The sequence below is a fragment of the Gilvimarinus sp. 1_MG-2023 genome, assembly GCF_030548285.1.
On the sequence record NZ_JAUOSC010000019.1, the window covers coordinates 1 to 17,469 of the forward strand.

A 17,469-nucleotide genomic window follows, 5' to 3' on the forward strand; every position below is an offset into this window, starting at 1 on the left:
CCAGCGTCCAGCGTCCAGCGTCCAGCGTCCAGCGTCCAGCGTCCAGCGTCCAGCGTCCAGCGTCCAGCGTCCAGCGTTACAGAGCTTCCAAATTCAACGCTTCACCATAGGCCTTAAGGTCGTCGTCACTGGCGCCGCGGGCTTTTAGGGTGAACATGGCGTTGCCGTTTACGATCAGCATGATTTCAGAGTCTTCATTTTGGTTGTTAAAAATCGCTTTATGGCCCTGTATTTTAATCAGTTTGCCGCCGCCCATGGTAATGAGGGAGGGGTTGTTGAACATGGCCATCATGGATTGCAGCATGGGGGAGTCGGTGACCAGATCGATGTTGATGCGGTTATCTCCCTGGCGGTAGGTGCGGCTTGCGGTAATGCCACCGCCCATCATCATACCGCCGCTGGACTGGCTTTCGGGCTCATCGGCGCTCCAGCCACTGAGCGGGTCTGGGTAAACGGCGAGAATGGCCTCGGCTTTTTGTTGGCGAATTAAGCCCGCTGCGTAATCCAGTTGGCTAACGGCCTCGGACAGCTGGCCGTCTTTATAGGCTGTTAAGGCTTCGTCTACGGCATCGGTGATTTCATCGGCTTGGGCAATGCAGGGCAGCGCCAGGGCGCAGGCTAGGGTGGTGATAGCAAAAATTTTCATGGGAGTGTCCCTCTCTGGTTGGGCTAAAAATAGCGCTATTTAATAACGCTTTGAGTATAACGGCTGGATTTTTAGCCTGCAGGCTTTTATCCTCTGCGTTTATGTAAAATAAACAGTCAGCCAGATGAACACAGTGTGTAAAACAATACCGCAAGACCCACAGGTGCCCGATTGGGGCAGTCTGGAGCTTGCGCCTACTTGGGCCGATGAGCTGGACCTGACCCGCCCGAGCGGGTTGTGGCGCTTTTTTAAAGCGTTGCAGGGAGAGCGTCAGCGGGTTGAGGTTGACCGAGAGCACGCCTTGTTTCGGTCTATTCCCAAGTACGCTCTGCAGGAGTTTCACAGCCTGCCCAATGGCAACTATTCCAGCAAAATCGCCCGCGGTTACATCACCGGATTTGACCGGGCCATGCTGGGCCATATGCACCGTATTCGCAGTGAAATTGCCAGCCGGGTGGCCGATTGCGAGGCTGTGCTCGATTTGGGGACCGGCGGCGGCAAACTGGCGGCGGCGGTCAAACGCTTGGGGGTGGCCGATGTGTGGGGGGCCGATGTATCGCCCTATTTACTCAAGCATGCCGCCACCGATTACCCCGAGGTCAATTTTATTCAGTCTCCGGCGGAGAGCCTGCCGTTTAATAATGAGCGATTTGATGCGGTGGTGGTGAGCTTTTTATTGCATGAAATGCCTCCCAAATACGCCCGCCAAGCCCTGGCCGAGGCCTATCGCGTGTTGCGCCCAGGCGGGCGACTGTTGATTACCGAACCCTCTGAAAATCAGCTAAAGCCGGTAAAGTTGTCGAATTTGTTGCGCCCGGCCGGTTGGCGCCACTTGTATTTTAAATCGCTCGCAGATCGTGTTCACGAGCCGTTTGTGATGGCTTGGCACCAGTTGGATAAACCGGCGGCATTTGCCGAGGCCGGCTTTACACTGGATCAACACCGCGATGATATTCCCATTAACTTTTATTCACTGAAAAAGTGTTCGGCGTGAGAACCTCATGTGGTAGCGTAAAGCTTGTGTTGAGCCGTTTCGTCACCATATAGCATTACGATGACTACGGCCTGTATTCGTAGGAATAATAACTGAGGGACTGCGCATGACCATTTTCACTGGAATAAAAACCGCCTTGGCGGTATTAACGGTAACGGCCAGCAGCTGGGCCGCCGCCGACGACGAAAAAATGCAGCACGTATTGGCGGGTGAGCACCGCGCCGAAAACAGTGCCCGCGACGAATCCCGCCACCCCGGCGAAACCCTGTCCTTTTTTGGCTTAGAGCCCGACATGACGGTGGTTGAAATTGCCCCCGGCGGCGGTTGGTACACCGAAATTTTAGCGCCTTATTTGCGCGATACCGGCACCTACTACGCCGCTCACTTTGACCCCAATTCCAGCGTGGCCTACTACCAGCGCTCGCGCGCGGGCTTTGATACAAAATTGGCCGCCAACCCCGAGTTGTATGATCAAACACAGGTCACTCAATTTGAATTGCCCAATAAGCTCGATATTGCCCCGGCGGGCAGCGCTGATATGGTGTTAACCTTCCGCAATGTACACAACTGGTATATGCGCGGCGGTGGCGAAGAGAAAGTGGCACTGGCCTTTGATGCTTTTTATAAAGCGTTAAAACCCGGTGGTGTGCTTGGGGTGGTGGATCACCGCTTACCGGAAGATTACGCCGACGAGGCGCAAGATCACAGCGGCTATATTAAAACCAGCACGGTGGTTAAAGTGGCCGAGGCGGCGGGGCTTGTGTTGGATGCTCAGTCGGAAGTTAACGCCAACCCGAAAGATACCGCCCAGCATGAAAAAGGTGTGTGGACGCTGCCGCCCTCGTACCGTTTGGGTGATACCGACCGCGCCAAGTATGAGGCCATTGGCGAGAGTGATCGCATGACACTGCGCTTTGTTAAACCTGAGTAATAAAGCTGCCAACAAAAAAACGCCGGCCCAGTGGCCGGCGTTTTTTTTGCATAGATAAAAGCGCGAAACGTCTTAGTACAAGCTGTGCTGCAAGCTGCTGTCGTTTAGCTCGAGCGTAGCGCTGCCTGTGGCAGTCGAATAGATATCGGCACCATCGTTGTCTACAGTGCCGTCGGCGTTGTCATCGCCGTAGTTTTCACTCCAGTCGCAGTACCGATCAAATTTATAGCGTTGATTGCTCGCACCGTTTAGGTTCACTTGGTCGTCCAGGTGTTGTCAGCGCTCAGAGTCATTGCTGTACAGCCCCAATTGTTAAAGGTGCCACGGGCGTATACCTGATTCCACTGACTGCTAAAGCCCCCCCAAAGCATCGAGCTGATAGCTTAAGTTTTGGTCGTTTACCGTTAGGCGGTAGTGGCCGGACACTGCGGTAGCAATATCGCCACCGCTTGCTTCGAGAGTACCGTCGGCATTGTTATCGCCGTAATTTTGGCTCCAGTCACCGTACACGTCGAGCTTAAAACGCTGGTTGCTCTGGCCATCAAACAGAACATCGACCTGCCAAGTGTGGTCGGCCACTAGCGCCATAGCACTGGTTTGCCATTGGTTGTGGGTGCCGCGCAAATATAGGCTGGTAAAGTTGGCGGTATAGCCGCTGGCCGACTGTGCCTCGACACTGACGCTGGCGCTGTGCTGGGCACCTTGGTTGTCAGTCACGGTTAGCTGCAAAGTGTGTTGACCCGCGCTATTGAGGGTGAAGCTGGCCTCTGGGGTGGTGGCGCCGTTGCTCCATTGGTAGTTGACGATACTGCCATCTGGGTCGAGCGAGGCGCTGCCACTGAGGGTGAAGCTCTGGCCGATGGCGACGCTGATGGGCGCATTATCGATAACCGCGGTGGGGGATTGATTGCCCTCTTCGCCGGCGGCCAGATGAATCGCAGCAGCGGATTTGGCGGGCACGCTAAAGTGAGCAAAGCCCTGATTATCGACGGTGATGATTTGGCCACTGCACGGGTCGGCTGCGGCTAAAATATTGCAGTAATCACCGGCGGCCAGGCCTGTTTGCAGGGTTTGATTGATACTGCCGTTCTGGTTGTTAATCACCACAAAACCTTTGTCGCCGCGGCCGAAGGCGATGGCGTTATCGCCGTTGTCCCACCAGTTGTCGACACTCCAGGCGTCTACGGTGGCATTGCGAAAGCCAACCATATTGGCGATATTGGCCCAGCGGTGCTGGCACACCCAGCCGCTCGCATCACAACCGCCCGGGGCCGGAGGGCCTGCATCGGTGTCGGTGAACGAATAGCCGGACATAATCTTGGGGTAGCCGTAAGGGAAGGCCAACATAAAGACATTGGCGAGGTTATAGGTCGCCCCGTCTTTGTAAGTCAGGTTGCCGCCACCGCCATGGCCGCGCTCGCGGTCGTGGTTGTCGATAAACACCAGCGCATCGGATGACGGCAGTAGCCCCCAACCGGGCCCTAAGGTGCGCAGGTTTTTAATTTGGCCGTTAAAGTTACCCGCTACCGCAGGGCCGTAGGCCATTTCGGTCACCGGGCCCATATGGGTGTAGTTGGGCGGTTGAATTTCGCTTGCCTCGCCCGCCGCGCCAATCACTTCCAAAAAGGCCCAGGGGTTACCGGCGGCCTGTAAAAAGCTCTGAATGTCGGCTGGCGGCATATGCTTGGCCGCATCGATGCGAAAACCGTCTACGCCCATATCACTTAAGCGTTTGATGTAAGCGCCAATGGTGTTGCGCACATAGGGCAGGCTGTGGTCTAAATCGGGCATGCTGTACAGCTCGCAACTCCATACCGAGTTGGCATCGGCATAGTTGGTGTCGCAGCTGGGGTGGAAGTCCTGGCTGGAAAACTCCGGGTAGTTACGCGGCGCCCACTGTGTGCCGCCGATACCCGTATTGCCGGCATCGAGGTTGTTGGCCATTTGGTTGACGACAATATCGGCGTATATCTTGACGCCAGCGTTGTGACAGCGATTAATCATGCTCTGCAGTTCGGCTTCGGTGCCGCTGCGACTGGTGAGGCTTTGATAGGTAATCGGTTGGTAGCGGGCCCACCACTGGTGAATATTAACGTGTTCACTGGCCGGTGAAATTTGAACCGCATCAAAGCCTTTAGGGCCGAGAAAATTTTCGCACTCGTTGGCGATGTCGTTCCAGCTCCATTCAAATAAATGGACGAAGCTGGTGCCCGCACTGGCACACTGACTCGCCAGAGCAAGTGCGGCGCAGGCGCCCAATTGTTGTAGAGGTCGTTTGATAGCAACCATCAGGTCTCTCCTATTATCTTTATTGTGGATAGTGTGATGTTGTGGCGCTAATGGGTGGACTGATATGACACAAGAGGTGAAAACAGCATAGGCCCCCGTTGCACAGGGCAGGGAATTAAACAGTTGTGCGCGTTTAATTAAGAAAGCTCTGCGCTAACGCAATAGGAACATTAACGCTGCTCGGGGCGGGGCAACAGTTGCATACGTATTCAGTTGCGGTTGAATACGTATGCAGGTTGAGCTGGGCGACAACTATGTGGCCGGGTTGTAATTCTCGGCGCGTAGTGAGAATAAAACATGCTCGGCCAATGGGCTGTCAGGCGCGATGTGTGGGTGGAGAAAGTTTTGCTCGGTGTTGTGCATACCCAAACGCAGCATGACCGCGCGCGAGCGAAAATTCTGCTGGCTGGTAAAAGCGACAATCTCGGGCAACCCTAAGGCGTTAAAACCGAATTTCAGAGCGGTTTTGGCCGCTTCGGTGGCATAGCCGCTGCGCCAATAGGGTCGCGCCAGGCGCCAGCCAATTTCCACACAGGGGCTAAAAGGCAAATCGGCACTGGGCGTATTTAGCCCCACAAACCCTATAAACTCACCCGTGGCTTTGAGCTCCGCCGCCCAAAACCCCCAGCCGCGTTTGGCGATGTCGGCCTGTAATCGGCTGGCGAGCTGATCGCTGGCCGTGGGGCTCAGTAGGTCGGGGCAATAGGCCATCACCTCCGGGTCCCGATTGAGGGCGGCAAAAACGGGTAAGTCAGAGGTTTGCCATTGTCTGAGTTTTACTCTGGCACTGGACAATTCTATGGTGGGTAAATCGGTATCGCCAAACATGAATGGGTACTGTCGTTTGAGGCTACTCACAGCTGCTTCCTTGTCGAGTTATTGTTGATCCGGCAACAAGCAGTCTATACAGGTTTTTGAGAGTGTGTTGGAAAACACGATGAGTTTAGCGACATTATAGCATTTGCCTACCGTGAGCTGGCACGGATTCACGCATTTGTGACTTTATCCACTTAGTTGATAAAAAGTAGAGTGGTTTACCGGTAAACAGTACGCTTATAAGTCGGCAAGCAAGCTGATGACGCAGGCGAGTAGGCTTAACGCCATCAGCCGATTAAAGCGGCGCAGCCAGCCCGGCTGGTTAAGCTTAGCGGTCAAATAGCTGCCGGCTAGCCCCCACAGCAATAGTAATGGGGTTGCTACGAGGCAGAATAGTAATATCAAAAGCCCGGTTGCAAACAGTGTGTCTGCGCTACCCTCGGCACTGGCCAACGCTAGGCACATAAACCAAGCTTTGGGGTTCACCCACTGAAAAGCAGCGCCTTCGCTTATTCTCCATGGTCGAGCCAAGGCTGGACTTGCACTGAGTGAGCTCGTACGCCATAGCCTTACCACCAGATAACTTAAGAAGCCTGCGCTGAAAATACTGAGCAGCATTTTGCTGGCGGGTATTTGTTGCAATAACTGATGAAACCCTAACGTGGTTGCCAATAGCATAGTGGCGCATCCCAGCACAATTCCCACCACTAAGGGCAGTGAACGGTGAAAACCAAAGTGTACGCCGGTGGTTATCAATAATAAGTTGTTGGGGCCGGGCGAGCCGGTCATAACGGCGATAATCGTTAGTTGAGTTAACAGTGCGTCACTCATGCAGTCTCCTCTTGAATAGAGGCTATATTGGGGCGAAAAGGGTGGAGGATACAGAGGCAGAAAATCGGTATTGAATAGGTACAGTATCGATTGGAATGCTGCTGTACCGGTGGTGATAGTAGTAACTGTGCTGCCTGCTTCTTTCCCCTTTTTAAGAAAGCGTATAACCTAGTGGGCGAAAAAATAATGAGGAAATAATTGTGAAAGTACTGGTAACCGGCGGCGCGGGCTATATTGGTTCACACACCTGCCTGGCTCTGTTGGCGCAGGGCCATGAGGTGGTTGTGTTTGATAATTTCAGCAACAGCAAGCCCGAAGTGTTGCGCAGACTGGAGCAAATCAGCGGCACTGCCATTGCCTGTGTAGAGGGCGATGTGTGTGATCATTCGGCCTTGCATCAGGTTTTTTCGGCCCACAACTTTGATGCGGTGATTCATTTCGCCGGGCTTAAAGCGGTGGGAGAGTCAACGGCCAACCCGCTTAAATACTACGAGGTTAACGTTTGCGGCAGCCGCATATTAACCGAGGTGATGTTGGCCCATCAGGTGCACTGTGTGGTGTTTAGCTCGTCGGCTACCGTGTACGGCACGCCTAAATCTGTGCCCATTAATGAGAGCTTTGCTCTCTATCCGGCCAACCCCTATGGTCACACCAAGGCTATGGTAGAAACCATATTGCGCGATACCGCTGCGGCCCACACTGCCTTAAGCGCGGTGTTATTGCGTTACTTTAACCCGGCCGGTGCCCACCCCAGTGGATTGATCGGCGAAGACCCCAAGGGTATTCCCAATAACTTAATGCCCTTTATTGCTCAGGTGGCGGTGGGTAAGCGCGAACACCTGGCCGTATTTGGCGATGACTACCCCACGTGCGATGGCACCGGCGTGCGCGATTATATCCATGTGATGGATTTGGCCGAGGGGCATGTGGCGGCGCTGGAGCAGCTGAGTCGCCAGCCCGGTTCCCATGTTTATAATTTGGGCACAGGTTGCGGTTACAGTGTGTTGCAAATGCTGCAGGCGTTTGAGAAAGCCTGCGGTAAAACCATTCCCTATCAAGTTCAAGCTCGCCGCGACGGCGATATCGCCGAGTACTGGGCCGACCCCGGCAAAGCCGAGCGAGAGTTAGGTTGGCGCGCCGAGCGCGATGTAGCACAAATGGCGGCCGATACTTGGCGCTGGCAATCGAACAACCCCGAGGGTTTTTAACCCCTCCGCGCGACAGAATAAAGCGGGCCGAAGACCGCAGTGTCTTCGGCTTGCTCAGGGCCTTAGGTTTTTATCTGTTACGCTTCAGCTACGTTTTCTGTAATCTGTACTGCTTGGATGATCAGTGTCTGTACACCTCACCGGTGCGTTTTTGCGCTAGCCTTGAAACCTAAAAGCGGCCTGGTTCATCGGGACAAAGGGAGGTTTTAACCATGTTGTACCAAGATTTAGCCAACCGCCTGCAGGGCTTGATTGGTGACGAGGTTTATCCCTCGGGCACGGCTTTGCCCGGCGTGCGGCGTTTGAGCCAGCAGCATCAGGTGAGTGTGTCGACCGCGGTGAACGCTTGTCGCGAGCTAGAGCGGCGGGGTTTATTGGAGGCGCGGCCGCGCTCGGGCTATTTCGTCCGCCCCCAGACGCTCAAACGCAAACCTCCAAGAGTGCGCACCGTGAGCAAATCGCCCAAGCCGGTAACGGGCCAGGGGCGAGTACTGCAATTAATTCAGTCGGCCAACAATCCCGATATTGTGAATCTGGGTACGGCAATTCCCGACCCCGATTTTTTGCCCGTGCATACCATCGAAAAGGCTTACCGAAAAGTTTGGCGCGAGCAACGCAGGCGCTGTGTAAATTACGAATTTCCGCCCGGGGCACCGGAGTTGCGCACCCAAATTGCCCGCCATTTGGCGAGCTTGCAGTGCGATGTTAGCCCCGAGCAGGTGTTGATTACCAACAGCTGTCAGGAGTCGGTCGCGATTGCTTTAAAACAGATTACCCGGCCCGGTGATGTGGTGGTACTGGAGTCGCCCATCTACTACGGCTTATTGCAGGTGGTAGAAGCATTAGGCTTGAAAGCCTTGGAAATACCCACCGACCCCGAGCAGGGTGTCTCGCTTGGGGCACTGGAGCTGGCGCTGGAGAAGTGGCCCGTGGCAGCCTGTGTGATGGTGCCGAATTTTTCCAACCCGCTGGGTGTGTGTCTGTCCGATGAGCGCAAACAGGCGCTGTTAAAACTGTTGTATCAATACAAGGTGCCGCTGGTAGAGGATGATATATACGGTGAGCTACCTCACTGCGGCCCGCGACCACGGCCGATTAAAAGTTGGGACACCAAAGGCTTGGTTTATTACTGCTCATCGTCATCGAAAACCCTCGCGGCGGGGTTGCGGGTAGGCTGGTTGGTGCCGGGCAATAATATTGAGCGCGCCGAATATTTGCAGTTTATTAATACCGTGTGTGTGAACACCCCCGCGCAATTGGCGATGGCGCATATTCTGGAAAAAAGCCGATATGAGCGGATGATGCGTCAGTCGCGGGCAGAGCACGCGGTATCTGTGGCGCGAATGTTGGAGCGTGTTACACAGCTGTTTCCCGACGAAACTCGGGTCAGCCGGCCCACGGGAGGCTTTGTGTTGTGGCTGGAATTGCCGGGGCACATTAATACCACCGCTCTTATTGAACCGGCGCTGGCTCAGGGTATCAGCTTTGCACCCGGCGGTTTATTTTCCGGTACGGGGAAATTTAATAACTGCCTGCGCTTAAACTGCGCGGTTAAGTGGGATGCCCGCGTGGAAAGAGCCTTGGTGAACTTAGCCAGGTTGGTGGGGGCAGAACGCAGAACGCAGAACGCAGAACGCAGAACGCAGAACGCAGAACGCAGAACGCAGAACGCTAGTTCGCTAGCAGGCGTTTGATTTTTCCCTCTAATTTTTTCGGTTTGGTGATGGGGGCGAATCTGCGTTGGGGAGTGCCATCGCGGGCGATCAAAAATTTGGTGAAGTTCCACTTGATGTCATTGCCGCCCAACCCTGGGCACTCTTCTTTTAAGTACTGAAAAATGGGGTGGGCCTTGGCACCGTTAACGTCGATTTTTTCGGTCATTAAAAAATCAACGCCGTAGTTGAGCAGGCAGCCGTTTTGAATTTGTTTGGCGTCGCCCGGCTCTTGCTCGCCAAACTGATTACAGGGGAAACCAATAATTACCAGCCCCTGTTCGGCGTACTGTGTATGCAGCGCTTGCAGGCCTTCGTACTGAGGCGTTAAACCGCACTTACTGGCAGTGTTGACCAAGAGCAAAACTTTGCCCTCAAAACTGGCAAAGTCGATGGTGTCGCCATCGAGGCTATCGATTGAAAACTTGTGGATTTTGGCCATGCTGCGTCTCCCTTGTATGGGCCGTATCATACCTATCTCTTCGATATAAGGTAAAGGAATTCGCTTTAGTTGGCGGGTGGCTAAACTGTTGTACAAGCACAAGGGGGTAATCGGCAACAGAAACCTACCGGAGTATCTGTTGCCAGCTATGCACTCAGATATTTTTGCACTAAGTCTTCGTTCAGATCGGCGAGAGCGCCGATTGCCTCGACCTTGCCGCGCTCCATAATATAAACAGGGGCTGCGGGTAAATGGCAGTTTTTCTCCACCCGTGAAACCGTTAAGTCTGCGCATATCATTGCCGATACCGGTCCGTGTCTCGGTACTGGTTTTACTGATTTCCGTTAAAGATGATTTTATCGTTGTGAAACGGTAGTAGGGATACGTTTTAAAAAGTGCAAAAACACTCGCGTTGGGTTACGTTAGCTCGCGTATTGACGCCCTCTAAGCGGGCAAACCGAAGGGCAAGGACAATTGATGAATACACTACAGCGTTTGCCAAGGAATCTTTGGGTTTTAGCGGCCACGTTATCGTTGGTGATGACTGCGATACCGCTCATGGTATTGATAAGTGGGTTATTGGGGAGTGAGCTGGCCTCTAATCCGGCACTGGCAACTTTGCCTTTGGCGTGTGCTGTTATCGGCACCGCCATAGTGACTATACCGGCGGCGTTACTGGTGCGTGCCAAAGGTCGTCGTTTTGCCGGCTTTACCGGTATTGCTTGTGTTGGGGGCGGAGCATTGAGTGGGCTATTGGCAACGGAGCTAAATAGTTTTACTTGCTTGTTGCTGGGAGCCGTATTGATTGGCGGCGCCATGGCATTTTTTCAGCAATTTCGGTTTGCGGCTATTGAAAGTTTAAGCAATCCTGCTGATGCGGGGCCGGCGGTTTCGGTGATTATGCTTAGCGGCATTGTTTCGGCTCTAATTGGCCCTGAACTTGGGGCTTGGGGGCGGTATTGGCCAGGCTTTGCTCAGTACAGTGGCTCGTTTATTTTGCTACTTATTATTGTGGGGCTGGCCGCCTTGGTTTTTAACGGGTTTCATAATCCACTGTTGCAAAAGACTGACGAACCAGATGGTGGCCGACCACTAGGGCAGGTGATTCGCCAGCCGGTGTTTATTATCGCCTTGGCTTCGGCGGCCATTGGTTATGCGGTGATGAGTTTTTTAATGACCTCGACCCCGATCAGTATGCATAGTCATCACGGCCACAGTTTGTTGGATGCCAAATGGGTGATTCAAAGCCATTTGTTGGCCATGTTTCTGCCGTCGTTATTTTCCGGTTTTCTGTTGCAAAAGTTTGGGGTGCTGAGGTTAATGTTGGCCGGTGGCGCACTTTACATTGGGGTGTTGATTGTCGCTCTTAGTGGACAGGCTCTTTTACATTATTGGTGGGCGTTGGTTTTGCTTGGTATTGGTTGGAATTTTCTGTTTTTGGCCGGTACGACTTTGTTGTCAAAATCCCATAGCAACGCTGAGCGTTTTAAGGTTCAGGCGGTGAATGATTTTAGTGTTTTCTCGCTGCAGGCTCTGGCTTCTTTATCGGCCGGTTGGGTGTTGGTGCAGTATGGTTGGTCTACCCAAGTGTGGCTATCACTGCTGCCAGTAGGTGTGCTGTTGATGCTAGCACTCTGGATGTTCTTTCGGCGAGACCCCTTGTAATGACGGCCTGCTGGTTGGCAGACCGTGTCATTGAGTGGGCTAGTTATTCTCAGGACGCGGAGCGGTGGGGTAGTGTTGGAATATTTGCTGTACCGCGCCTTGAATGGACTCGCGTGGGCTGTTGAGCGCCTCTTGACTCATTTTACCTTCGGCGATGCCTTCCCAAATTAGACGCTCTTCGCTAGCGTCGACGACATCTATATTTAATGTGCCGACTTTATAGTCGCGTGTATCGGGCTCTCGATCGTAGAGCGGGAAGCCCAAATATAAGCCCGAGCGATAGTAGTAATAATTGTAGGTGGCACTTAATTTGGGGCCAGAGCGGACCTCGGTGCGGTTTTCGGTATTCATAAAGAAGTTAACCAGCAAATCGGGTGACGCCTCTGAGTAGCGATAGCCCAGAGCTTGCATCTCTTGCGTTGCGGCTTCTTTAAAGTAGGCGGTAACTAAGGTCGAATAGCCGCTTTTATCGGTGCCGAGAGGGTCGATAAAGCCGAAGGTTTGGTATTGCTGAAAGTCGACACTTTGATCGAAATCGGTACGAATGTCGGGGCCTGTGGCGGCGCAGCCGGTCAGTCCGATCAACACCAAGATGGCCGCTGTTTTGAATAATTTGTTCATCTGTGTGAAAACACCTGTTGGGTTTATTGTTTACAACCTAATATTCGACTTAGATTCTACCTGAAAGGTTCCTTATGCATAGTCTAATCGGGTGCGCGGTATGCGACAATCTGTCACATCTTCACCTGACAGGTTATAGGTAGAATACGGCACTATCAATATTGTCATTACGGTACGGGAGTAAAAATGGAACATAAATTGAGCAGGTTGGGTCTGGCGGTGGCGTTTTTGGCCCCAACAGCGGCGGTTGTGGCACATGAGGGTGCTCCGGTTCCCGAGTCACATGCCCCTGCAGGTGTTATGGCAGACCACACCCATGCAAAAGGTGAGGTAATGACCGGTTACCGCTACCTGCATTCCAGTTACAGTGGCGTATTTACGGGTGATCAAGAGGTAGGCGCTCACGAGCTGGCGATGGAAGGCTACAGTATGATGCCGACCGGCATGACTATGGATATGGTGATGCTGGACATTATGTACGCACCTACCGATAACCTCACCTTAATGCTGATGCCCATGTATATGAGCATGGATATGGATATGGCCGCGACCGGGGCCGCGGGGCATGATCACGGCGCTATGGATTCAATGTCGGCCATGGATGCAATGGATGATATGGCCCACGATATGGATATGCACACCCATAGCCACGGCACATCCGGCTGGGGCGATACGGTTGTTAGTGCACTGTACAACTGGACACCTGGTTCTAACCATCAGCTGATTACCACTCTGGGAATTAGTGTACCCACCGGCAGTGTGGATGAAAAAAATGCCGACGGTACTTTTGTGCACTATGGCATGCAACTGGGCAGCGGCACCTATGATGCCTTACCGTCGATTACTTACACCGGTTACAGCGGTATTGTCAGCTGGGGCGCGCAGCTAAACGCGGAAATTCGCCTGGAAGATGAAAACGACTCCGGCTTTGCCTTTGGCGATAAAACCGCGGCTACAGCTTGGGGTGCAGTGCGTGTGCTGGACTGGATGAGTGTTTCGGCGCGCCTGGAGTGGTCTGACCAAGATGCGATTAGCGGCCATTACAACGGCGCGCACAACCACAGCAGCCCCAGTGATATTCAGGCCAACTACGGCGGTGAGTATATCGACGCAGGCATAGGCGTGAATACCGTGGTGACCGGCGGCAACTTTAAAGGCTTGCGCTTGGGTGCTGAGTGGGTGACGCGTGTTGATGAGGATTACAACGGTTATCAGCTTGGCTTAGACGATGGGGTCAATGTTAGTTTGACCTACGCGTTTTAACGCTAGCGTTGATGTCATTTGCTCAATTTGCAGTGTGCAATATGGCGGCGCCGATTGATAAAAATCGGCGCCGTTTTTTTAGCGCAAACTTTGCACAAAAGTCAGAATAATCAACGCTGGGCACACAAACCGAACGTAGGTCGGCCATATTTTCCAAAACAGGCTGGACTCTATTTCTGGGTGGCCTTTGGCAAGTTCGCTCAGTAGTTTTTTGCGTGACAGTACCCAACCGGCAAAAAGGCAAAGAGTCACACCCAGTAGCGGTTGGCCGTAAACGGTGCTGGCGGTAATTGCCAGCGAGAAGAGGGCATCAAACTGCCAGATAATTAGCACGCTCAAACTAAAAATAACACCACCGGACAACCAGGCGGCTTTGGTGCGGCTGAGCTGCCAGCGCTCAACACATATCGATACCGGAACTTCCAGCAAGGAAATAGCGGAGGTGAGGGCGGCGATGCTCATTAGGGCGAAAAACGCGATGGCCATCCAGTCACCGGCACCGCCCATATGGGCGAACAGTGCGGGTAGTACCTGAAAAATCAAACCGGGGCCGGCAATCAGCTCACCGCTGTCTGAATATACCGCCACTCCTTGGGCTTGGGCGACGTAAATCGCCGGGATAATCAACAAGCCGGCGGTAAACGCAAAGCCTGTATCCAACAAAGTGACCGATGCCCCCATGCGCGGCAAATTGTCGGTGTCGCGCAGGTAGGAGCCGTAAATTAGCATAGTGCCAACGCCCAGCGAGAGCGAGAAGAAAGCCTGCCCCATGGCGCTGAGTATCAGCGATGGGTCCAATAGGCGCCCGATATCGGGAATCAGATAGGCCTTAAGGCCGTCGCTTGCCCCCGGCTGCATAAGGACATAGCCGATCAGGCCAATCAAAATCAAAAACAGTAGCGGCATTAACCGCGTTGACCACGCTTCAATGCCATTTTCAACACCGCGAGCTATGATCAGAATCGTCAATGTCGACATGCCTGCACACATCAGTGCGTCGCGTTGAAAGTGGCTAGTTTTAAACCACTGGCTGGCTTCTTGGTTGGCGAGCTTAGCCGCAAGCGGGGCGAAAAACTCCGCGAGCATCCAGCCTGCCACCAGTGCGTAAAAACTTAAAATAATAACCGCGACGGCCACAGCGGCAAAGCCCACCAGCCAGCCGAGTTGGGAGAAAGGTGCGCGCGGGTTCAGATTGGCCAGCGCAGTCACGACATTCGCCTTACTGTACCGGCCAATAGTCAGCTCGGCCATGAGTGCCGGGTAGGCCAATAAAAACGCCAGGATAAGATAAACCACTAAGAAGGCCGCCCCGCCATTGCTGGCAGCTTGAGTAGGAAAGCCCCAAATATTGCCCAGCCCCACCGCAGAGCCGGCCGCCGCTAGTAGAAAGCCGATTTTGCTGGAAAATTGTCCCCGAGATTGCGCCATAGTTGTCACGTATTGTCTGATGGTTTAAGCCTTTTGGTGCTAGTATAAAGGTCAGAAGCTCGCCAGTAATAGGGAATTAGTGTGGACCGCGATCAAGACAAAACCGTTATCAGTGATCAACCTGAGCCTGCCAAGGCGCCAGCCACGCAAAAATTTGGTCATTACGAGGTAGTGGCTGAGCTGGGTCGCGGCGGTATGGGCACGGTGTATCGCGGTTACGAAAGTTCGCTGAACCGCTATGTGGCCATTAAGGTGCTGGCTCCGCATTTAGCCGATGATGAGTCACTGGTGGGGCGTTTCTCGCGCGAAGCAAAAAGCGTGGCGGCACTCAACCACCCCAATGTCGTGCATATTTACTACACCGGTGAGCAAGAAGGTTTGCCCTACTTTGTTATGGAGTGCATAGAAGGGGAGACGCTGGCCGACCGGGTGCGAGAAAAAGGCACCTTATCTTCCCAAGAGGCAGCCAAGCTATTATTACAGGCAGCCAGAGGCTTAGCCTGTGCCCATGACCGGGGCATTATCCACCGCGATGTCAAACCCTCCAATCTAATGATTGATGCCTCGGATACCGTTAAATTAACGGATTTTGGTATTGCCTTGGCGCGCGACATTGGCGACAAGCTGACCACAACGGGCCAGTTTGTCGGCACCACCGGGTATGTAAGCCCAGAGGTGTTTCAGGGGCGCACGGTGGATTCACGCTCCGATATTTTTAGCTTGGGGGTGGTTTTATTCGAAATGCTGGCCGGGGTAAAACCCTTTGACCACGATAGCCCCATGGGCTTGATGTTGCAGGTGGTGGAAAAGCCTGCGCCCGATATTCGTGAGCTTAATCCCAGTGTCGATTTGCGATTACAAACCATCCTCCAGCGCATGATCGAGAAAGACCCAGCCAACCGCTACCAAACTTGCCACGAGCTGAGTGAAGACTTGAGTCGGTTTTTGGCCGATCAACCTTTGGCTGGTGAACCCACCCCGAGTGCTCAGCTTGAGCCCTCGGCCCCAGCGCGCCGCTCGGCCTGGCCGTTGTTGCTGTTATTTTTGGTTGGCGCGGGTGCGGCGGCTTACACATGGCGCGGCCCTTTATTGGAGTTCTTGCCGGTGAGCGAGCCTGCGGGCCCTCAAACAACGGCCCCAGCAGTGGCCGATATGGGCCTAAACACCACCGTTGAAAACGCAGATTCTCCTGCTGACGCCATTGTGGCTGGCGGTCGAGAGGCACTTGAGGCGGATGCCTCTGTTGAGAGCGATGTGTCGACAGGTGATGTGTCGCCCGCTGAGGACACATTATCTGCGGAGAACACTATGCCCACGGAAGGTTCCATACCCGTATCGGAAGACTCTATCCCCGCAAAAGAGGAGTTTTCAGAGAAGGGCGAGGTCGCCACACCGAGTGGCGAGCCAAGCAACCAGCTCGCCGGTGGGCAGTCACAAATGATGGGTGATAGCGCGGCCAGCATGCATCAAAGCCCAGCTGCCTTAAACCAGAGCCCGCCTAGCGGCAATACAATGGGTGCGGTAGATGATGGCGAGAGTCTAGTGGGAGCAATGGCGGTGGATAATTCAGGTGATCTAGCCTTGGCCCGTGCCGCGCAACCGAGTGCTTTGGCGCCGCAGGTGAATAACCCCAGTGTTATTGAAACCCAGTCCAAGCCTGTAGTGAACCCAGAGGCCGCAATGGTCGCCACCCGCGGTGACGCAGCTCTGGTGGGGCCCCTGGCTCAGCGTATTGATGAGATACTTAACGCAGAATCCATTGAGCGCCTCGACCCGGCATTTGTGTCAGGTGCACAGCAAGCTCTGCAAGCGCCACAACCGGATTTGAACAGTTTAAAACAGCCGATATTGGCCAGTGGTGGACGCTACCTTGTACTGGTGACGGCCTCTTCTTTGGGGGGGGAAACCATTGAGTACTATGGCCAGTACGACACGCTCTATTCCGCGCAAGTTGAAGTGGTGCTTTACGATTTGGTGCAAACCCGGTCGCTGCGCCGCTGGAGTGAGCGGGTTAGCTATACCAATCTTAATGCCCAGCAGCAGGTCGATAGCGCATTCTCGGGCCACTTGGCGTCACTGCCCGGTCTTATGGATGCACCTTAGCGTTGATTGTGCTGAAATAAACGCTGTTTTTCGCGGCTCCAGTCGCGCTCTTTTTCTGTCTCGCGCTTATCGTGCAGCTGTTTACCTTTACCCAGTGCCACTTCAACCTTAATTAAATGCTGTTTCCAGTACATGGCCGTAGCGACCACGGTAAAGCCCTTTTGCTCGGCGGCGCGCTGGTATTTTTCCAGTTCGCGGCTGTGCATCAGCAATTTGCGCGAGCGGTTATTCTCGGGCACAAAATGGGTAGAGACTGTTTTAAGGGGAGTAAACTGCGCGCCTACCAGCCAGGCTTCACCATTTTGGAAAATGACATAGGTATCGGTCAGCTGAACCTTGCCTTCGCGGGCGCTTTTCACTTCCCAGCCAAGCAGGGCAATCCCGGTTTCCAGCTTATCTTGCAGCTGGTAGTCGTGACGGGATTTCTTATTCAGCGCAATAGTGTTGCTGCTGCTTTTGCTTTTCTGCTTTTTTGCCATGTAAAGTCTAATGTCTGATCGATGAGTGGGCGCGTGCATTA

17 protein-coding genes are annotated in these 17,469 nt (G+C 53.7%); 7 read left to right on the top strand and 10 right to left on the bottom strand.

Features of this window, described 5'->3' with window-relative positions; translation table 11 throughout:
- Positions 1 to 76 precede the first annotated feature (76 nt).
- Positions 77 to 646 (bottom strand): hypothetical protein, encoded by a 570-nt coding sequence (locus Q4563_RS15015; protein WP_303605035.1) that lies wholly within the window; start codon positions 644 to 646, stop codon positions 77 to 79.
- 124 nt (positions 647 to 770) lie between these two features.
- On the opposite strand from Q4563_RS15015, the gene Q4563_RS15020 reads away from it, so the two are divergent.
- Together Q4563_RS15020 and Q4563_RS15025 are read left to right on the top strand one after the other, a co-directional pair.
- On the top strand, positions 771 to 1,640 hold the full coding sequence (locus Q4563_RS15020; RefSeq protein ID WP_303605036.1) for a class I SAM-dependent methyltransferase: 870 nt from the start codon (positions 771 to 773) through the stop codon (positions 1,638 to 1,640).
- A gap of 106 nt (positions 1,641 to 1,746) precedes the next feature.
- Positions 1,747 to 2,571 carry a class I SAM-dependent methyltransferase gene (locus tag Q4563_RS15025; protein ID WP_215974944.1) on the top strand — a complete coding sequence of 275 codons (825 nt, stop codon included), beginning with the start codon at positions 1,747 to 1,749 and terminating at the stop codon, positions 2,569 to 2,571.
- A gap of 72 nt (positions 2,572 to 2,643) precedes the next feature.
- Here the strand turns inward: Q4563_RS15025 and Q4563_RS15030 are convergent, their stop codons facing one another.
- From Q4563_RS15030 to Q4563_RS15045, 4 genes are all read right to left on the bottom strand, one after another.
- Positions 2,644 to 2,829, bottom strand: a complete 186-nt coding sequence (locus Q4563_RS15030; protein ID WP_303605037.1) for a hypothetical protein — start codon at positions 2,827 to 2,829, stop codon at positions 2,644 to 2,646.
- 93 nt (positions 2,830 to 2,922) lie between these two features.
- A complete protein-coding gene (locus Q4563_RS15035) occupies positions 2,923 to 4,860 on the bottom strand; it encodes an alpha amylase C-terminal domain-containing protein (RefSeq protein ID WP_303605038.1) in 1,938 nt (645 codons plus the stop codon).
- A gap of 252 nt (positions 4,861 to 5,112) precedes the next feature.
- The gene (locus Q4563_RS15040; protein WP_303605039.1) at positions 5,113 to 5,718 is read right to left on the bottom strand and encodes a GNAT family N-acetyltransferase; all 606 of its coding nucleotides are present in this window, start codon (positions 5,716 to 5,718) and stop codon (positions 5,113 to 5,115) included.
- 195 nt (positions 5,719 to 5,913) lie between these two features.
- On the bottom strand, positions 5,914 to 6,507 hold the full coding sequence (locus Q4563_RS15045) for a LysE family translocator (protein ID WP_303605040.1): 594 nt from the start codon (positions 6,505 to 6,507) through the stop codon (positions 5,914 to 5,916).
- 200 nt (positions 6,508 to 6,707) lie between these two features.
- Here Q4563_RS15045 and galE point away from each other — a divergent pair, with 200 nt between their 5' ends.
- Both galE and Q4563_RS15055 read left to right on the top strand, forming a co-directional pair.
- Positions 6,708 to 7,715 (top strand): UDP-glucose 4-epimerase GalE, encoded by a 1,008-nt coding sequence (gene galE / locus Q4563_RS15050; protein WP_215974947.1) that lies wholly within the window; start codon positions 6,708 to 6,710, stop codon positions 7,713 to 7,715.
- 212 nt (positions 7,716 to 7,927) lie between these two features.
- Positions 7,928 to 9,409, top strand: coding sequence for an aminotransferase-like domain-containing protein (locus Q4563_RS15055; RefSeq protein ID WP_303605041.1), 1,482 nt, complete (start codon positions 7,928 to 7,930; stop codon positions 9,407 to 9,409).
- Here Q4563_RS15055 and Q4563_RS15060 read toward each other — a convergent pair.
- Both Q4563_RS15060 and Q4563_RS15065 read right to left on the bottom strand, forming a co-directional pair.
- Entirely contained in the window at positions 9,387 to 9,869 is a 483-nt protein-coding gene (locus tag Q4563_RS15060) for a glutathione peroxidase (RefSeq protein WP_303605042.1), read from the bottom strand. The genes Q4563_RS15055 and Q4563_RS15060 overlap by 23 nt on opposite strands.
- A 146-nt stretch (positions 9,870 to 10,015) precedes the next feature.
- On the bottom strand, positions 10,016 to 10,168 hold the full coding sequence (locus Q4563_RS15065; protein ID WP_303605043.1) for a hypothetical protein: 153 nt from the start codon (positions 10,166 to 10,168) through the stop codon (positions 10,016 to 10,018).
- A 178-nt stretch (positions 10,169 to 10,346) separates the two neighbouring features.
- On the opposite strand from Q4563_RS15065, the gene Q4563_RS15070 reads away from it, so the two are divergent.
- Positions 10,347 to 11,534 (top strand): MFS transporter, encoded by a 1,188-nt coding sequence (locus Q4563_RS15070; RefSeq protein ID WP_303605044.1) that lies wholly within the window; start codon positions 10,347 to 10,349, stop codon positions 11,532 to 11,534.
- Between the two features lie 39 nt (positions 11,535 to 11,573).
- On the opposite strand, the gene Q4563_RS15075 is transcribed toward Q4563_RS15070, so the two are convergent.
- On the bottom strand, positions 11,574 to 12,155 hold the full coding sequence (locus Q4563_RS15075; protein ID WP_215974952.1) for a DUF4136 domain-containing protein: 582 nt from the start codon (positions 12,153 to 12,155) through the stop codon (positions 11,574 to 11,576).
- A gap of 186 nt (positions 12,156 to 12,341) precedes the next feature.
- Here Q4563_RS15075 and Q4563_RS15080 point away from each other — a divergent pair, with 186 nt between their 5' ends.
- Positions 12,342 to 13,418, top strand: a complete 1,077-nt coding sequence (locus Q4563_RS15080; RefSeq protein ID WP_303605045.1) for a hypothetical protein — start codon at positions 12,342 to 12,344, stop codon at positions 13,416 to 13,418.
- A gap of 78 nt (positions 13,419 to 13,496) precedes the next feature.
- Here the strand turns inward: Q4563_RS15080 and Q4563_RS15085 are convergent, their stop codons facing one another.
- Entirely contained in the window at positions 13,497 to 14,846 is a 1,350-nt protein-coding gene (locus Q4563_RS15085; RefSeq protein ID WP_303605046.1) for a sodium-dependent transporter, read from the bottom strand.
- A gap of 81 nt (positions 14,847 to 14,927) precedes the next feature.
- Between Q4563_RS15085 and Q4563_RS15090 the strand changes: the two genes are divergently transcribed.
- Positions 14,928 to 16,949, top strand: a complete 2,022-nt coding sequence (locus Q4563_RS15090) for a serine/threonine-protein kinase (protein ID WP_303605047.1) — start codon at positions 14,928 to 14,930, stop codon at positions 16,947 to 16,949.
- On the opposite strand, the gene smpB is transcribed toward Q4563_RS15090, so the two are convergent.
- The gene (gene smpB, locus Q4563_RS15095) at positions 16,946 to 17,428 is read right to left on the bottom strand and encodes an SsrA-binding protein SmpB (protein ID WP_215974956.1); all 483 of its coding nucleotides are present in this window, start codon (positions 17,426 to 17,428) and stop codon (positions 16,946 to 16,948) included. The genes Q4563_RS15090 and smpB overlap by 4 nt on opposite strands.
- Positions 17,429 to 17,469 lie beyond the last annotated feature (41 nt).